General features: G+C 34.8%; 11 protein-coding genes and 5 tRNA genes. All 16 read left to right on the top strand.

Annotation, left to right across the window (positions count from 1 at the left end):
- Nucleotides 1-174 precede the first annotated feature (174 nt).
- The gene (gene fumC, locus CQA53_RS03335) at nt 175-1,566 is read left to right on the top strand and encodes a class II fumarate hydratase (RefSeq protein ID WP_115542600.1); all 1,392 of its coding nucleotides are present in this window, start codon (nt 175-177) and stop codon (nt 1,564-1,566) included.
- A gap of 363 nt (nt 1,567-1,929) precedes the next feature.
- Nucleotides 1,930-2,547 (top strand): dethiobiotin synthase, encoded by a 618-nt coding sequence (bioD, locus tag CQA53_RS03330; protein WP_115542599.1) that lies wholly within the window; start codon nt 1,930-1,932, stop codon nt 2,545-2,547.
- A gap of 145 nt (nt 2,548-2,692) precedes the next feature.
- Nucleotides 2,693-2,768: transfer RNA gene (locus tag CQA53_RS03325), tRNA-Thr, on the top strand.
- A 78-nt stretch (nt 2,769-2,846) separates the two neighbouring features.
- A tRNA-Tyr gene (locus CQA53_RS03320) sits at nt 2,847-2,931 on the top strand.
- A 17-nt stretch (nt 2,932-2,948) separates the two neighbouring features.
- Nucleotides 2,949-3,025: transfer RNA gene (locus CQA53_RS03315), tRNA-Gly, on the top strand.
- A 150-nt stretch (nt 3,026-3,175) separates the two neighbouring features.
- Nucleotides 3,176-3,250, top strand: a tRNA-Thr gene (locus tag CQA53_RS03310).
- A 71-nt stretch (nt 3,251-3,321) separates the two neighbouring features.
- Nucleotides 3,322-4,521 (top strand): elongation factor Tu, encoded by a 1,200-nt coding sequence (gene tuf, locus CQA53_RS03305; protein WP_115542598.1) that lies wholly within the window; start codon nt 3,322-3,324, stop codon nt 4,519-4,521.
- Nucleotides 4,522-4,529: 8 nt separating this feature from the next.
- Entirely contained in the window at nt 4,530-4,703 is a 174-nt protein-coding gene (gene rpmG, locus CQA53_RS03300; RefSeq protein ID WP_115542597.1) for a 50S ribosomal protein L33, read from the top strand.
- Between the two features lie 85 nt (nt 4,704-4,788).
- Nucleotides 4,789-4,865: transfer RNA gene (locus CQA53_RS03295), tRNA-Trp, on the top strand.
- A gap of 42 nt (nt 4,866-4,907) precedes the next feature.
- The gene (gene secE, locus CQA53_RS03290; protein ID WP_115542596.1) at nt 4,908-5,087 is read left to right on the top strand and encodes a preprotein translocase subunit SecE; all 180 of its coding nucleotides are present in this window, start codon (nt 4,908-4,910) and stop codon (nt 5,085-5,087) included.
- 32 nt (nt 5,088-5,119) lie between these two features.
- On the top strand, nt 5,120-5,650 hold the full coding sequence (nusG, locus tag CQA53_RS03285; RefSeq protein WP_115542595.1) for a transcription termination/antitermination protein NusG: 531 nt from the start codon (nt 5,120-5,122) through the stop codon (nt 5,648-5,650).
- A 27-nt stretch (nt 5,651-5,677) separates the two neighbouring features.
- Complete coding sequence (gene rplK / locus CQA53_RS03280; protein WP_115542594.1) at nt 5,678-6,103, top strand: 50S ribosomal protein L11; 426 nt, start codon at nt 5,678-5,680, stop codon at nt 6,101-6,103.
- Between the two features lie 17 nt (nt 6,104-6,120).
- Nucleotides 6,121-6,828, top strand: coding sequence for a 50S ribosomal protein L1 (gene rplA, locus CQA53_RS03275; protein WP_115542593.1), 708 nt, complete (start codon nt 6,121-6,123; stop codon nt 6,826-6,828).
- Nucleotides 6,829-7,052: 224 nt separating this feature from the next.
- Nucleotides 7,053-7,541 carry a 50S ribosomal protein L10 gene (gene rplJ, locus CQA53_RS03270; RefSeq protein ID WP_115542592.1) on the top strand — a complete coding sequence of 163 codons (489 nt, stop codon included), beginning with the start codon at nt 7,053-7,055 and terminating at the stop codon, nt 7,539-7,541.
- 2 nt (nt 7,542-7,543) lie between these two features.
- Nucleotides 7,544-7,918: a 50S ribosomal protein L7/L12 gene (gene rplL / locus CQA53_RS03265; RefSeq protein WP_115542591.1), complete on the top strand. Its 375-nt coding sequence runs from the start codon at nt 7,544-7,546 to the stop codon at nt 7,916-7,918.
- A gap of 176 nt (nt 7,919-8,094) precedes the next feature.
- Nucleotides 8,095-16,743, top strand: coding sequence for a DNA-directed RNA polymerase subunit beta/beta' (locus CQA53_RS03260; RefSeq protein WP_115542590.1), 8,649 nt, complete (start codon nt 8,095-8,097; stop codon nt 16,741-16,743).
- The last annotated feature ends 36 nt before the right edge of the window (nt 16,744-16,779 follow it).

The raw sequence follows: 16,779 nt of genomic DNA, 5'->3' as shown, positions 1-16,779 counted from the left end.
AATAAAAATTTTTATTTATATTAAATTTATTATTTTTGATTAAAAAGATTCTCTGATAAAAATTACAATTTTTCACTATAAATTTATGAAAAAATAATGATTTGTTGGATTATTCGCAATATTTCCCTCCTTTTTTATGGTAAAATAAGACATATTTCAACATAAAGGATAACTATGGACTACAGAGTTGAACACGATACAATGGGTGAGGTAAAAGTTCCAAATGATAAATATTGGGGAGCACAAACACAGCGGAGTTTTGAGAATTTTAAAATAGGTATTGAAAAAATGCCAAAAACGCTTGTTTATGCATTTGCAAATCTCAAAAAAGCTCTTGCCATTACCAATAATAAGTTAGGGAAACTTGATGATGAGAAGATGGGAGCGATAACACAAGCGTGTGATGAAATTATTGCTGGTAAATTTGATGATAACTTCCCCCTTGCAGTTTGGCAGACGGGATCTGGCACACAAAGTAATATGAACATGAACGAAGTGATTGCAAATCGTGCAACAGAGATTATGGGAGGTAATTTTAGAAAAGAAAAGCTTGTGCATCCAAATGATCATGTGAATATGAGCCAAAGTTCAAACGATACATTCCCCACAGCAATGAGCATTGTATCTGTGCTTGAAGTTGAGAATAAACTAATTCCAGCACTTAATGAGCTTATTAAAACTTTTGGGGAAAAAGTGAAGAAGTTTGAAAGTATTATTAAAATTGGACGCACCCATTTACAAGATGCTACGCCCCTTACTTTAGGGCAGGAATTTAGTGGGTATCTCTCAATGTTGCAGCATTCAAAAGAGCAAATTGAAGCAACACTCCCAATGTTGCGTGAATTGGCAATAGGTGGAACGGCAGTAGGGACAGGGCTAAATGCACATCCACAATTAAGTGAAAAAGTCAGCGAGGAACTTACCAAGCTTACTAAAACAAAATTTGTTTCAAGTCCAAATAAATTCCATGCACTTACAAGCCATGATGCAATTAATTTTACACATGGTGCAATGAAAGGTTTAGCAGCAAATTTAATGAAAATTGCTAATGATGTCCGATGGCTTTCAAGTGGTCCTCGTTGTGGTTTAGGTGAGATTTTGATTCCAGAAAATGAGCCTGGAAGTTCTATTATGCCAGGTAAAGTAAATCCTACACAATGTGAATCTCTTACAATGGTTGCTGTCCAAGTAATGGGAAATGATGCAACAATTGGTTTTGCAGCAAGTCAAGGAAACTTTGAGCTCAATGTCTTTAAACCTGTAATTATTTATAATTTTTTACAAAGTCTCGATTTACTTGCTGATGGTATGCATTCATTTAATATTCATTGTGCAGAGGGCATTGAAGCCAATGAAGAGAAAATCGATTACAACCTTCATAATTCACTTATGCTTGTTACAGCCCTCAATCCACATATTGGTTATGAAAAGGCTGCTAAAGTTGCTAAAAATGCACATAAAAAAGGCATCTCACTCAAAGAATCTTGTCTTGAATTAGGATTTTTAAGTGAAGCAGATTTCGATAAATTTGTTGTTCCTGCAAATATGATTGCACCAAAAGCGTAATTATCTAGCCAAATTCATTTTCACTTCGATTGTCAAATAACTTTTGGTTTTTAAGAGATTCTAAAGTTATTTTTTATTATATTCAGAATCTAAGATTCTGAAAAACCTTAAATTGTGTTTATTTATAAAGACTCATTAGTGTATTAGAATATTCATAGTAAGTTTTTTATATTCATAAAGAAGCCTACAATTAAATTGGAGAGCCACGCAACATATAGCAGTTTTACATGAATATATATTTTAGATTTAATAAATAGAGGTTGAGTATAGTGAAGTGCCTACAAATTTTATAAATTGAATAAAAGAGAATTTTTATATTTTTAGCAAATCCATATTCCATAATTATTAAAAAAGATTAAGAACATGCAGATATATATATCAGGTATCCATACAGATGTAGGTAAAACACACGCGAGCGTTGCACTTTGTGCAGGATTTAGTTATGATTATTTTAAGTTGATACAAGCGGGGATTCCAAAAGATTCTGATATAGTGAAGCAGTTTAGTCCAAATACACGTATTTTTTCTGAAGGTTTTGTTTTGAATACCCCAACTAGCCCACATATTGCTAAGGGACTTGAAAATGCAAAATATCAAGGTTTGGAGCTACATATTCCTAAGAGCGAAAATCTCATTATTGAGCTTGCTGGTGGATTATTTTCCCCTATTGATGAGCATTTTTGTATGATTGATTTTGTGCAACAATTCAAGTCGCCTACAATTTTGGTCGGAAAATATTATCTTGGTTGTATTAATCATATTCTATTGAGTATAGAATCTCTGCGTAAAAGAGGGATTGAGATTGTTTGTCTTCTTATGAATTCTGCGGATTATAATAAAGAAAGTAGAGATATTGATAATTTTATTATCCAATATTGTGGAATCAAAATTATTCATTTAGGATTTTTTACTCATGAAAATTTTTCTTTGCAAGTAGAGAATCTTAAATATGAAGCGTGTTGTTTGGATATTTCGCTATAAGTTTTTAAATACTATTGATTTGTCTTTAATTTATTCAAAATCATGTAAAACAAATTTTTTATAAAATATATTCTAGTTTATTGTTTATTCTTGACATTCTTACTTTTTTTGTGTATCATTCTTTCTTTTATTCTTTTTATATTTTGCTGGTTTAGCTCAGTTGGTAGAGCAGCTGCCTTGTAAGCAGCAGGCCGGGGGTTCAAGTCCCTTAACCAGCTCCATATTAATTTATAGAATCAAACTCTTTATTTTTATCATAGAATGAAATAAATATCAGTGTTTGACCGGTTTTATATTGTGGTGAGTTACTCAAGTGGCCAACGAGGGCAGACTGTAAATCTGCTGACTTTGTCTTCCGTGGTTCGAATCCACGACTCACCACCATTGTTACAATGAGTGATGCGGGAATAGCTCAGTTGGCTAGAGCATCAGCCTTCCAAGCTGAGGGTCGCGGGTTCGAGCCCCGTTTCCCGCTCCATTGAAACTATGCTTTTTGGTGTATCATTAAATGATGATGTGTAGTATAAGCGACTGGGAGCTGATTAGAACTTGGAATAACTTCTTCGTTTTATCATCTTTTTTTGTAAATTATTCAACAAGAAATAAAATATATTATAGTTGTGTGATTGCCCATATAGCTCAGTGGTAGAGCACTTCCTTGGTAAGGAAGAGGTCGGCGGTTCAATCCCGCTTATGGGCTCCAGTTTATTTTGTTGTTTTTTTGAATTTTTATTCAATTTTTGTTTGTGTTAATTTTATATTGAGGAGATAGCTATGGCTAAAGAGAAATTTAATAGAAATAAGCCCCATGTTAATGTTGGAACTATCGGGCATGTTGATCATGGTAAAACAACTTTAAGTGCTGCAATTTCTGCTGTGTTAGCAACTAAAGGTCTTGCAGAATTAAGAGATTATGATAATATTGATAATGCTCCAGAAGAAAAAGAAAGGGGTATTACAATTGCGACTTCACATATTGAATATGAAACTGAAAATAGACATTATGCTCATGTTGATTGTCCTGGACATGCTGACTATGTAAAAAATATGATTACAGGTGCAGCACAAATGGATGGAGCTATTTTGGTTGTGTCTGCTTCAGATGGTCCTATGCCACAAACAAGAGAACACATTTTGTTGTCAAGACAAGTTGGTGTTCCTTACATCGTTGTATTTCTAAATAAACAAGATATGCTTGATGATCCCGAGTTGCTTGAGTTGGTTGAGATGGAAGTTCGCGATCTCTTAAATCAATATGAGTTCCCAGGTGATGATACCCCTATTGTTGGTGGTTCGGCATTGAAAGCTTTAGAAGAAGCAAAAGCAGGAAGTGTTGGAGAATGGGGTGAGAAAATTCTTGATCTAATGAAAGCAGTAGATGAATATATCCCTACTCCACAAAGAGATATTGACAAAACTTTCTTAATGCCAGTTGAAGACGTATTTTCTATTGCAGGAAGGGGAACTGTTGTAACAGGTAGAATTGAAAGAGGTATTGTTAAAGTTGGTGATGAGGTTGAAATCGTAGGTATTCGCGATACTCAAAAAACAACTGTAACGGGTGTAGAAATGTTCCGTAAGGAAATGGATCGGGGTGAAGCAGGAGACAATGTCGGAGTTCTCTTGCGCGGAACTAAGAAAGAAGATGTTGAAAGAGGTATGGTTCTTTGTAAACCAGGTTCGATTACTCCTCATAAGAAGTTTGAAGCTGAAATTTATGTTCTTACAAAAGATGAAGGTGGTCGTCATACCCCATTCCATAATAATTATCGCCCACAGTTTTATGTTCGAACAACAGATGTTACAGGTGCAATCCAGCTACCTGCGGGAACTGAACTTGTAATGCCTGGCGATAATGTTAAGATTACAGTGGAGTTGATTAATCCCGTTGCACTTGAGGTCGGAACTCGTTTTGCTATTCGCGAAGGTGGTAGAACAGTTGGTGCGGGTGCAGTAACCAATATCATTGAGTAGGGTAGGTTATGGCAAAAGGTAATTTAATTAAAATTGGGTTAAAATGTTCCGAATGTGGTGATATTAATTATAGCACCACAAAGAATGCAAAAACAAACACAGAAAAACTGGAGCTCAAGAAGTTCTGTCCGAGATTAAATAAACATACAATTCATAAGGAAGTCAAGCTAAAGACAAGCTGATATAAAAATAAGGATTGTGTGAATCTTAACTATAAAGAAAAACTTTTATAGTTAAGATTTTGGGTTATATTTAGGTATTGTTCGGAGGTCAGTAGCTCCAATGGTTAGAGCATCGGTCTCCAAAACCGAGTGTTGAGGGTTCGAGTCCTTCCTGGCCTGCCATTTTAATTTTAGACTTTTAATATTTTTACGAGGATATATTAAGTGAAAGTAAAAAAATATTATCAAGAATCAAAAGATGAATTAGCTAAAGTAATTTTTCCTACAAAGGATCAAATCCGCATTGCTTTTATTTCTGTTGTTATTGTAGTTTCTGTGGTTACATTATTTTTAGCACTTGTTGATCTCTTTTTTCATACCACTTTATCAAGTATCGTATCGTAATAAAAAATAATTTTAAAACTAAGGGAACAATTATGAATTTTCAATGGTATGCAATACAAACTTATTCTGGAAGTGAGCAATCTGTTAAGAAAGCCATTGAGAATATTATTGATCAAAATAATGCAAAAGATCGTCTTAAGGCTATAGTTGTCCCCACTGAAGATGTTTTTGAAATTAAAGATAAAAAGAAAAAAACTATACAGACAAGCATTTATCCCGGATATGTATTTATCCATATAGATTTAGATACACAGCTTTGGCATTTAATTCAATCTTTGCCAAGAGTTGGTAGATTCATTGGAGAGAGCAAAAAGCCTACACCTTTAAGTGAAGCAGATATTCAAACAATCTTAGATAAGATTGAAAATAGGCCTGCTCCACGTCCAAAGGTTTCGTTTTCTGTTGGAGAAATTGTGCAAATTACAGATGGACCTTTTGCTAACTTCACTGGTGTTGTGGAAAATTATGACATGATTTCGAAAAAGCTTAAGTTAAATGTTTCAATATTCGGTCGTAATACTCCTATAGAAATTAATGATGTGCAAGTTGAGAAAACTCTTTAAAAATATTTTAGATTTAAGGATAGAAATATGGCGAAGAAAGTTGTTGGTGAATTAAAATTACAGATTCCAGCAGGTAAGGCAAATCCATCTCCTCCTGTAGGTCCTGCTTTGGGGCAAAGAGGTGTAAATATTATGGAGTTTTGCAAAGCTTTTAATGAAAAGACAAAGGATATGGGAAGTTTTAATATTCCAGTAATAATAACAGTATATCAAGATAAAAGTTTTACTTTTATTACAAAAAAACCTCCTGTTACTGATTTGATTAAAGCAAGTGTAAAGATTTCTAAGGGTTCTGATAATCCACTGAAGAATAAAGTTGCTAAACTCACACAAGCACAATTAGAAGAAATTGCGAAAACGAAGTTAGAAGATTTAAATACTTCTGACATTGAAGAAGCAAAGAGAATTGTTGCAGGCAGTGCTAGAAGCATGGGCGTTGAAGTAATAGATTAATTCAGTTGGAGGATATGATGAAAAAAAATAAACTTTCAAAAAGATTGCAAGTTCTATCTCAGAAAATTGATTGTGAGAAAACATACGATATAGAATCTGCTATTACTGCCGTAAAATCCCTAGCATCAGCAAAGTTTGATGAAACCGTTGAAGTAGCACTTAGGTTGGGAGTCGATCCAAGACATGCTGACCAAATGATTCGTGGTGCCGTTGTGTTACCGCACGGAACGGGTAAAAAAGTGCGTGTGGCTGTATTCGCAAAAGATCTTAAGGCAGATGATGCACGTAAAGCAGGTGCTGATATTGTTGGCGATGAGGATTTGGTGGATCATATTAAAGGTGGTAATATTGATTTTGATATGGTCATTGCAACACCGGATATGATGCCCCTTGTTGGTAAGGTTGGGAGAATATTGGGTCCAAAGGGGATTATGCCAAATCCAAAAACAGGAACAGTTACAGCAGATGTTACAAAAGCGGTTACTAATGCAAAAAGTGGACAAGTAAATTTTAGGGTTGATAAAAAAGGGAATATCCATAGCCCAATTGGTAAGGCAAGTTTTGAGAATACGAAGCTTTTAGATAATCTTGTGGAATTAGTAAAAACTATTAATAGGCTAAAACCAAGTAGTGCGAAAGGAAAATACATTCGCTCAAGTAATCTTTCCTTGACTATGAGTCCATCTGTAAAAATAGATTCTCAAGAACTTATGGATATGAAATAAGATTGTTTTGTATATGTGTATATTTAGATATGTTAAAGTGAAAAATTGAATCATGTTTTACCATGATTTAAAGATTTAAAATCTTTGTGTATCATTTTATAATTTAATCATAGATATTGATCTTTGGCTTATTTTATTTATCTTAGGACTAAAGACTACTGGGACATAAGTTTAAAATTACCCCCCCCCCCCCCGTATAAGTTAGATGTCGGAAAGGAGGAAAAATGACAAAAAAAAAAAAAGAAGATTTGGTAACAAACTTGAGTGAAAGTTTTAAGAATGCAAATGCTATGATCGTTTGTGATTATAGGGGTTTGTCTGTTAAAAAATTAGAATCTTTGCGTAGAGATTCAAAACAAGCAGATATTCAAGTGCGTGTTATTAAAAATAAACTTGCAAATATTGCTTTGAAACAAGCTGGTTATTTGCCATCTGAATTAAAAGATACAAACATTTATATTTGGTCAAATGATCAAATATCTCTTGCGAAAGTAGTTTGTAAATTTCAAGAGGCAAATAATGAAAATTTCAAAGTAAAATTTGGATATTTTGATGGTGAAATTGTAGATTCTAAACATATAGAATCTGTATCTAAGTTACCAAGTAGAGATGAACTTATTGGTATGTTGCTTTCTGTTTGGACAGCACCAGCAAGATATTTTGTTACAGGATTAGATAATTTAAGAAAACAAAAAGAAGAGCAAGGAGCATAAATATGGCTATTTCAAAAGAAGATGTATTAGAATATATTGGATCATTATCAGTTTTAGAATTATCAGAGCTTGTGAAAGCTTTTGAAGAGAAATTTGGTGTAAGTGCAGCACCAACTGTTGTTGCAGGTGGTGCGGTAGCAGGTGGTGCGGTAGCAGTGGAAGAAAAAACGGAGTTTGATATTATTTTGCTTGACGCAGGTGCAAATAAGATTAATGTAATTAAGGCAGTTCGTGAAATTACAGGACTTGGTCTAAAAGAAGCAAAAGATGCCACAGAAAAGACTCCTAATACCTTAAAAGAAGGCATAAGCAAAGAAGATGCAGAGAGCTTTAAGAAAAAGCTTGAAGATGCAGGAGCAAAAGTAGAAGTGAAATAAATTAATATCCTTAGTTTTCATTTCTTACTTAAATTATAAAGCCTATCTTTGATTTGGTGTTTTTTACCCTGTCATTTGATGGGCTTTTTGTGTTTATCCAAGTATTGTCTCTATTCTATGCAGTAGAATAGAGAGAGTATTTGGCTCTTCATAAACTATGGTCAAGAAGGTTGCATATGGGTAAAAGATTAACAAGCACACGCTTAAGGGCTGATTTTTCTAAAAGTCAAAAAGAATTGGAAGTTCCAAATTTATTAATGTTGCAAAAGGCAAGTTACGATACTTTCTTGTATTCAAGAGATGGCAGAGAAAGTGGGATTGAAAGAGTTTTAAAATCTATTTTCCCTATTCATGACTCATCGGGAAGGGTTACTCTTGAGTATGTAAGCTGTGAGTTTGGCAAACAAAAATACACCATTCAAGAAACCATGGTGAGAGGATTAACCTACTCAATTCCATTAAAAATTAAAGTGCGTTTGATTTTGTGGGATAAAGATGATAAAAACGAGCAAGTAAGTGTAAAAGATATTAAAGAGCAACATGTTTTTGTGCGTGAGATTCCATTGATGACTGATCGTGTTTCATTTATTATTAATGGTGTAGAACGAGTTGTTGTAAATCAATTACATAGGAGTCCGGGTGTAATATTTAAAGAAGATGAATCAAATACTTCTACGAATAAACTCATCTATACGGGACAAATTATACCAAATATGGGTGCATGGTTATATTTTGAGTATGATTCAAAAGATATTATGTATGTGCGTATCAATAAACGTAGAAAAATGCCCGTTACAATCCTTTTTAGGGCATTAGGATATACAAAACAGCAGATTATTCAAATGTTTTACCCTATTCTTGATGTTTCTGTAAAGAATAATATTTTTTATGTTCCATTCAATCCAAATGATTTAGAAGGGAGTTTAGAATATGATTTAAAAAACGATAAAGGACAAGTGATTTTGCCCTCCGGAAAAAGATTCAATAACAAGCGTATGCGAGAATTGAAAGAACAAAATATTAACTATGATAGAGTGGAATATCCCATTCAGAATCTTGTTTCTTCATATCTTGCAGAGCCAATTATTAATCAAAAATCGGGCGAAATAATTCTTGATATATTAACACCAATGAATGACATGAATCTTAAGAAGATAATGGAATTTGGTGTTAGTGAGTTTAAAATTGTTCATGATACTGCACCTGGTCATGACAATTCTATTATCAATTCATTTCTCGCAGATATGGAAAGCCTTAAAGTTATTCGTCAAACAGAGAAAATTGAAGATGAGAGTGATTTAGCTGCGATAAGAGTTTACAAAGTTATGCGTCCAGCAGAACCTGTAACCAAAGATGTTGCGAAGAAGTTTATCGATCAATTGTTTTTTGATCCATCTCGTTATGATTTGACAGGTGTTGGGCGAATGAAAATGAATCATAAGCTTAATTTGAATGTTCCAGAGTATATTACCGTGCTTACTTATGAGGATATTATCGAAACCGTTAAGTATCTTATGCAGGTTCGTAATGGAAAAGGAAGAATTGACGACAGAGATCATTTAGGGAATAGAAGGATTCGTGCTATTGGCGAGTTACTTGCAAATGAGCTACATTCCGGACTTGTAAAAATGCAGAAATCTATCAAGGATAAATTAACACAGCAAGCTTCATTTGAAAATGTTATGCCACATGATTTAATTAGTTCTAAAATGATTACAAGCACAATCATGGAATTTTTTTCAAGCGGACAACTTTCTCAATTCATGGATCAAACAAATCCACTTTCTGAAATTACCCATAAACGAAGGTTGTCTGCACTTGGAGAAGGTGGGCTTGTGAAAGAAAGGGTTGGTTTTGAAGCACGCGATGTGCATCCAACACATTATGGTAGAATCTGCCCTATTGAAACACCAGAAGGACAAAATATCGGTCTCATAAATACACTATCTACATTTACAAGGGTAAATGACTTAGGTTTCATTGAAGCTCCATATAGAAAAGTTGTAGATAAAAAAGTTACTAATGAGATTGTATATCTTACGGCAACACAGGAAGATGGTAAAGTAATTGCACCAGCAAGTACAAAATTGGATTCTGATGATAAAATTGCTGAGAATCTGATAGAAACTCGCTGTGGGGGTGAAATCTCATTAAGGAAAGCCGAAGATGTTGAATTAATTGACTTGAGTCCTAGAATGTTGCCTGGTATTGCAGCAGCCCTTATTCCTTTTTTAGAACATGATGATGCCAACCGTGCACTCATGGGGTCAAATATGCAACGTCAGGCAGTCCCCTTACTGAATCCAGATGCACCAATTGTTGGAACAGGGATTGAAAGTGTGATAGCAAGAGATTCTTGGGAAGCAATTAAGGCAAAACAAAGTGGTATTGTCGAAAAGGTTGATGGTAAAAATATTTATATCTTAGGTGAGAACGAGAATGGTGCGTATATTGATAGTTATTCTATGCAAAAAAATATGCGAACAAATCAAAATACAAGCTTCACTCAACGCCCTATAGTAAAAGTTGGCGATAAAATTCAAGATGGACAGATTATTGCAGATGGTCCGAGCATGGATAATGGAGAGTTGGCATTAGGGAAAAATATTCGAGTTGCGTTTATGCCATGGAATGGTTATAATTTTGAAGATGCGATTGTGGTAAGTGAGAAGCTTATTCGCGATGATGCTTTTACTTCTATTCATATTTATGAAAAAGAAATTGAAGCAAGAGAATTAAAGCATGGCACTGAGGAAATCACAATTGATATTCCAAATGTTCGTGAAGAAGATGTGATTCACCTTGATGAAAGCGGTATTGTAAAAATTGGGACTTATGTTTCAGGTGGTATGATTTTGGTAGGAAAAGTAACACCAAAAGGAGATGTAAAACCCACACCAGAGGAAAGATTGCTGAGAGCAATTTTTGGCGAGAAAGCAGGGCATGTTGTAAATAAATCTCTTTATTGTCCTCAAAGCATGGAAGGCTATGTCGTTGATGTAAAAATTTTTACAAAAAAAGGCATGGATAAAGATGAAAGGGCAAAGAGAGCATATGAAGAAGAAAAGACTAATTTAGATATAGAACACCATGAACAACTCACTATGCTTAATAGAGAAGAGATGCTTAGAATCTCTTATATGTTGTCTAAAGAGCCTTTGAGTGCCGATGCTAAAATTAATGATAAGCACTTTAAAAAAGGGGCATTGATTCCAAAAGAAGAGCTTGAGGGGATTAATCGATTTGCATTAAATACCCTTGTTAAAAGCTATTCGCAAGAAATCCAAAAACAATATGAACAAATTAAAGTTAATTTCTTGGATCAAAAGAAAATATTAGGTATAGAACATGAAGAAAAACTTTCTATTTTAGAAAAAGACGATATTTTACCTAACGGTGTTGTAAAATTAGTGAAAATTTATATCGCAACAAAACGCAAGTTAAAAGTTGGTGATAAAATGGCAGGGAGACACGGTAATAAGGGTATAGTAAGCACAATTGTTCCTGCAGTAGATATGCCCTATACTCCAGATGGAGAACCCGTGGATATTGTATTGAATCCACTTGGTGTGCCTAGTCGTATGAATATCGGACAAATTTTAGAAATGCACTTAGGGCTTGTTGGAAAGAGATTTGGTGAACAAATTGAAGAGATACTTGAAAAACAACAATATGCATTTAGTATTGAATTAAAAGAGAAACTTATTGAAGTCGCAAAAGCTGTTAATGAGAGTCAAGAAATTATTACACTTCTTAAAAATGCAAGTGAGACACAAATTCTTGATTATGCAAAAGATTGGAGTAGAGGTGTAAAATTTGCAATTCCTGTTTTTGAAAGTATTTCACAAGAAAAGTTTGATAAGTTATTTAAACTTGCAAAAATTGATATGGACGGAAAAACAGAACTTTATGATGGTAAAACAGGTGAAAAAATACGCGAACGCGTAAATGTAGGTTATATGTATATGCTCAAACTTCATCATCTTGTTGACGAAAAGGTGCATGCACGAAGCACAGGACCTTATTCCCTTGTGACACAGCAACCAGTCGGCGGAAAAGCACTTTTTGGTGGGCAAAGATTTGGAGAAATGGAAGTGTGGGCACTAGAAGCTTATGGTGCAGCTCATACGCTTAAAGAAATGCTTACAATTAAATCTGATGATGTTAATGGTAGGAGGGAGGCTTATGAAGCAATTACAAAAGGTTATCCAATAGGAGATTCTGCTATTCCAGAGACTTTTTATGTTTTAACAAAAGAATTGCAGTCTCTTGCACTTGATGTAAATGTGTATGGTGATGATGATACTGAACCTTTGAAGATTAGTGAAAATGAAAAAGAAAGACCTAAAGACTTTAATGCGTTTCAAATTGTTATAGCTAGCCCAGATAAGATTCGTTCTTGGAGCAAGGGTGAAGTAAAAAAACCAGAAACTATCAATTACCGCACATTGAAGCCTGAAAGAGATGGATTATTCTGCACAAAGATCTTTGGACCTGTGCGTGATTATGAATGTCAATGCGGGAAGTATAAAAAAGGACGCTATAAAGATGTTATTTGTGAAAAATGTGGCGTAGAAGTAACCACAGCAAAAGTTCGTCGTTCAAGAATGGGGCATATTGAATTGGTTACTCCTGTGGCACATATTTGGTATGTGAGTTCTTTACCTAGTCGTATAGGCACATTGCTTGGTGTAAAAATGAAAGATTTAGAGCGAGTGTTATATTATGAGGCATATATCGTTAAAGATCCTGGTGATGCATTTTATGATAATGAGCTTACAAAAAGAGTGCATAAATACGATGTATTGAATGAGGAGCAATTCAAGAATATTAATGGTCGTTTCGAACTCGCAGGCTTTAAAGCACAAATGGGTGGTGAAGCTGTAAAAGAATTGTTAGAGGATTTGGATTTAGTCGAATTACTTAATTCTTTAAAGGCAGATGTTGTGGCAACAAACTCTGAAGCAAAGAAAAAACTTTTAGTGAAAAGGTTGAAAGTTGTCGAAAGTTTCTTGAATTCAGGAAATCGTCCCGAATGGATGATGCTTACTGTACTTCCTGTATTACCACCTGATTTGCGTCCTCTTGTTGCTCTTGATGGTGGAAAGTTTGCTGTAAGTGATGTTAATGATCTTTATCGAAGAGTAATTAATCGCAATCAGCGACTTAAAAGGCTTATGGAGCTTGATGCACCAGAGATCATTGTCCGCAACGAAAAGAGAATGTTGCAAGAAGCAGTTGATGCACTTTTTGATAATGGTAGAAATTCCAATGCTGTTAAAGGGGCAAATAAACGACCTCTCAAATCTCTTTCAGAGATTATTAAAGGAAAACAAGGGAGATTTCGACAAAATTTACTTGGTAAGCGTGTGGATTTTTCGGGTAGAAGTGTTATTGTTGTGGGACCAAGCTTACGTATGGACCAATGTGGATTGCCTAAAAATATGGCTATTGAGTTATTTAAGCCACACTTATTGTCAAAACTTGAAGAGAAAGGTCATGCTAAGACAATTAAACAAGCTAAGAAAATGATTGAGCAAAAATCAAATGAAGTATGGGAATGTTTGCAAGAAATTATCGAAGGGTATCCTGTAATGCTTAATCGTGCTCCTACTTTGCACAAGCAATCTATTCAAGCTTTTCATCCTAAACTTATCGACGGTAAAGCAATTCAACTTCATCCCCTTGTATGTTCAGCATTTAATGCGGATTTTGATGGTGATCAAATGGCGGTGCATGTTCCACTTTGTAAAGAGGCAATTGCTGAGTGCAAGATACTTATGCTAAGTTCTATGAATATTCTATTACCAGCGAGTGGTAAGCCTGTCGCTGTTCCAAGTCAGGATATGGTTTTAGGGCTTTACTACCTTAGCCTTGAGAGACAAAACTCAAAAGGAGAGCATAAACTTTTTTCAAATTTCAACGAAATTTCAATGGCTATGGAGTTTGATGAACTCGATATTAATAGCACAATTCGTGTTGTGCTTGATGGACATACTCTTGTAACGACAGCTGGTAGGATGGTAATAAAATCAATTCTTCCAGATTTTGTTTCTCAGCATTTATGGAATCGTGTTCTGAAGAAAAAAGACATTTCAAATCTTATTGACTGTGTATATAAAGAAGGAGGTGTTGGTTTAACGGCGACTTTCTTAGATGATTTGAAAAATCTTGGGTTTAAGTATGCAACCAAAGCTGGGGTTTCTATTTCTGCTGCAGATATTATCATTCCAGAATCAAAACAAAAAATGATTAATGAATCAAAAGGAAAAGTTCGCGAAATTCAATTACAAGCAGAAAATGGTGCATTGACTATACAGGAACGATACAATAAAATCATTGATATTTGGACAGAGACAAATAATAATATGGCGAAAGAAATGATGGAGATTGTTGAAAAAGATAAAGGTGGGTTTAACTCGATTTATATGATGGCAGATTCTGGTGCAAGGGGTAGTGCAACACAAATAAGACAGCTTGCAGCAATGCGTGGTCTTATGGCGAAACCAGATGGAAGTATTATTGAGACACCAATTATTTCAAATTTTAAAGAAGGTTTAAATGTCTTAGAATACTTTACTTCTACACATGGTGCAAGAAAAGGTTTAGCTGATACTGCACTTAAAACAGCAAATGCTGGTTATCTTACGAGAAAACTCATAGATGTGAGTCAGAATGTGAAGATTACTATGGAAGATTGTGGCACACATGAGGGTGTTGAGACTACAGATATTGCTATTGGGAATGAGATGATTGAGCCTTTGCAAGAGCGGATTATGGGACGTGTCACTGCAACTGAAGTATATGACCCAATTACAAAAGAAGTGCTTGTGCATGAAGGTAAACTTATTAATGAGGAAATTGCAGAACAAATTCAGAGTGCTGGTGTTCGTTCTGTAAGTATTCGCACCCCTGTAACATGTAAAGCACCAAGGGGTATTTGTTCTAAATGTTATGGATTAAATTTGGGTGAGGGCAGAATGAGTACAATAGGAGATGCAGTTGGTGTTATTGCAGCACAATCTATTGGAGAGCCGGGTACGCAACTTACCCTTAGAACATTCCATGTTGGTGGGACAGCAAGTCGTTCACAAGAGGATAATCAGGTTGTAGCAACAAAAGAAGGTTTTATTCGATACTATAATATTAAGCCTTATAAGAATAAAGATGGTAAATACATTATTTCTAATAGAAGAAATGCTTCAGTATTGCTTGTTGAGCCAAAAATTAAAGCACCTTTTGATGGTGTTTTGGAAGTTGAAGCAATGCACGATAAAATCTTATTAAAGCTTAAGGGGGTAGGTTGTGAGAAAGTTTATGAAATTAAAAAGTCAGATATTGCAACACCAAGGGAGTTGGCTGGAGTTATAGGCAAAATTGAAGGTAAGCTTTATATTCCGCATGATACAGGTTATAAGGTAAAAAATGGTGGAAGTATAGCAGATGTTATAAAAGATGGTTGGAATATTCCAAATAGGATTCCTTATGCAAGTGAGTTACATATTAGCGATAACGAACCTGTAGTGCAAAATATTATGGCAAATGCCGATGGTGTTGTAAAATACTATCGGCTTACTTCAGATGAGTTAGAGAGGTATAAAGAAGTTACGCAAGGTATGGTTGTAAAGGAAAAAGGGCTTTTTGCAGTAATCGCAGATTCCGATGATAGAGAGGCTTGCAGACATTATATTGCACGTGGTTCTAAGATTGAAGTAAAAGATAATGAGCAAGTTGGGAAAAATACTAGATTGGCAAGTAAAAACACCAACAAAGATTCTCTCATTGCTTCTTGGGATGCTTATAATACATTGACAATCGCGGATTATGCAGGTGTTGTAAGTTTTAAAGACATTGTTGCTGGCACAACTGCGATAGAGAAAGAAGATGAGAAAACACATATTAAATCGCTCAGTGTGCAAGAATATATTCCAGCAGGTTATAAACCGGCTATTGTGATCACAGATTCTAAAGAAAAAGAACATATATATAACCTTGAACCAAAAAGTGTAATTTTAGTTGCAGAAGGTGAGAAAGTTGAGGTTGCAGATGTTCTTGCAAAAGTTCCGAAAGCAACCATTAAGTCAAAAGATATTACAGGTGGTTTGCCAAGAGTTTCTGAGTTGTTTGAGGCAAGGAAACCAAAAGATGTTGCCATATTGGCAGAAATTGATGGTTATATTAGTTATGGTAAGCCTATACGAGGTAAGGAGAGAATTACGATTACCGCGGATGACGGTAGACAAGCAGAATATCTTGTTGATAAATCAAAACAAATTCTTGTCCGCGAGGGTGAATTTGTGCATGCTGGTGAGATGTTAAGCGATGGTTCTATATGTAGTCATGATACCCTTAGAATTAATGGAGAAAAAGAGTTGCATAAATTCATTGTAAGTGAAGTGCAACAAGTTTATCGCAGACAAGGTGTTGCCATTGCGGATAAGCATATTGAAATTATTGTTTCACAAATGTTACGGCAAGTCAAAGTCTTAGATAGCGGTGATACTAAATTTATCGAGGGGGATTTGGTAAGTAGACGACATTTTAAAGAAGAGAACGATCGAGTGTTGCAACAAGGAGGTAATCCTGCGATTGCAGAGCCTGTATTATTAGGTATTACACGTGCTGCAATTAGTAGCGATTCTATTATTTCTGCAGCTTCATTTCAAGAAACCACAAAAGTTTTAACGGAAGCAAGCATATCAGCAAAACGCGATTTCTTAGAAGATTTAAAAGAGAATGTCGTATTGGGAAGAATGATTCCTGTGGGAACAGGGCTTTATAAACATAAAAAAATATTAATTAGACACAATAAAGAAGATTTATAAGCTAAATATAAATATTTTTTTAGTATAATGGCGAGA

It is taken from the genome of Helicobacter didelphidarum (genome assembly GCF_003364195.1).
GTDB classification, from domain to species: Bacteria; Campylobacterota; Campylobacteria; order Campylobacterales; family Helicobacteraceae; genus Helicobacter_A; species Helicobacter_A didelphidarum.
This window is presented reverse-complemented; position numbering and strand designations above follow the sequence as displayed.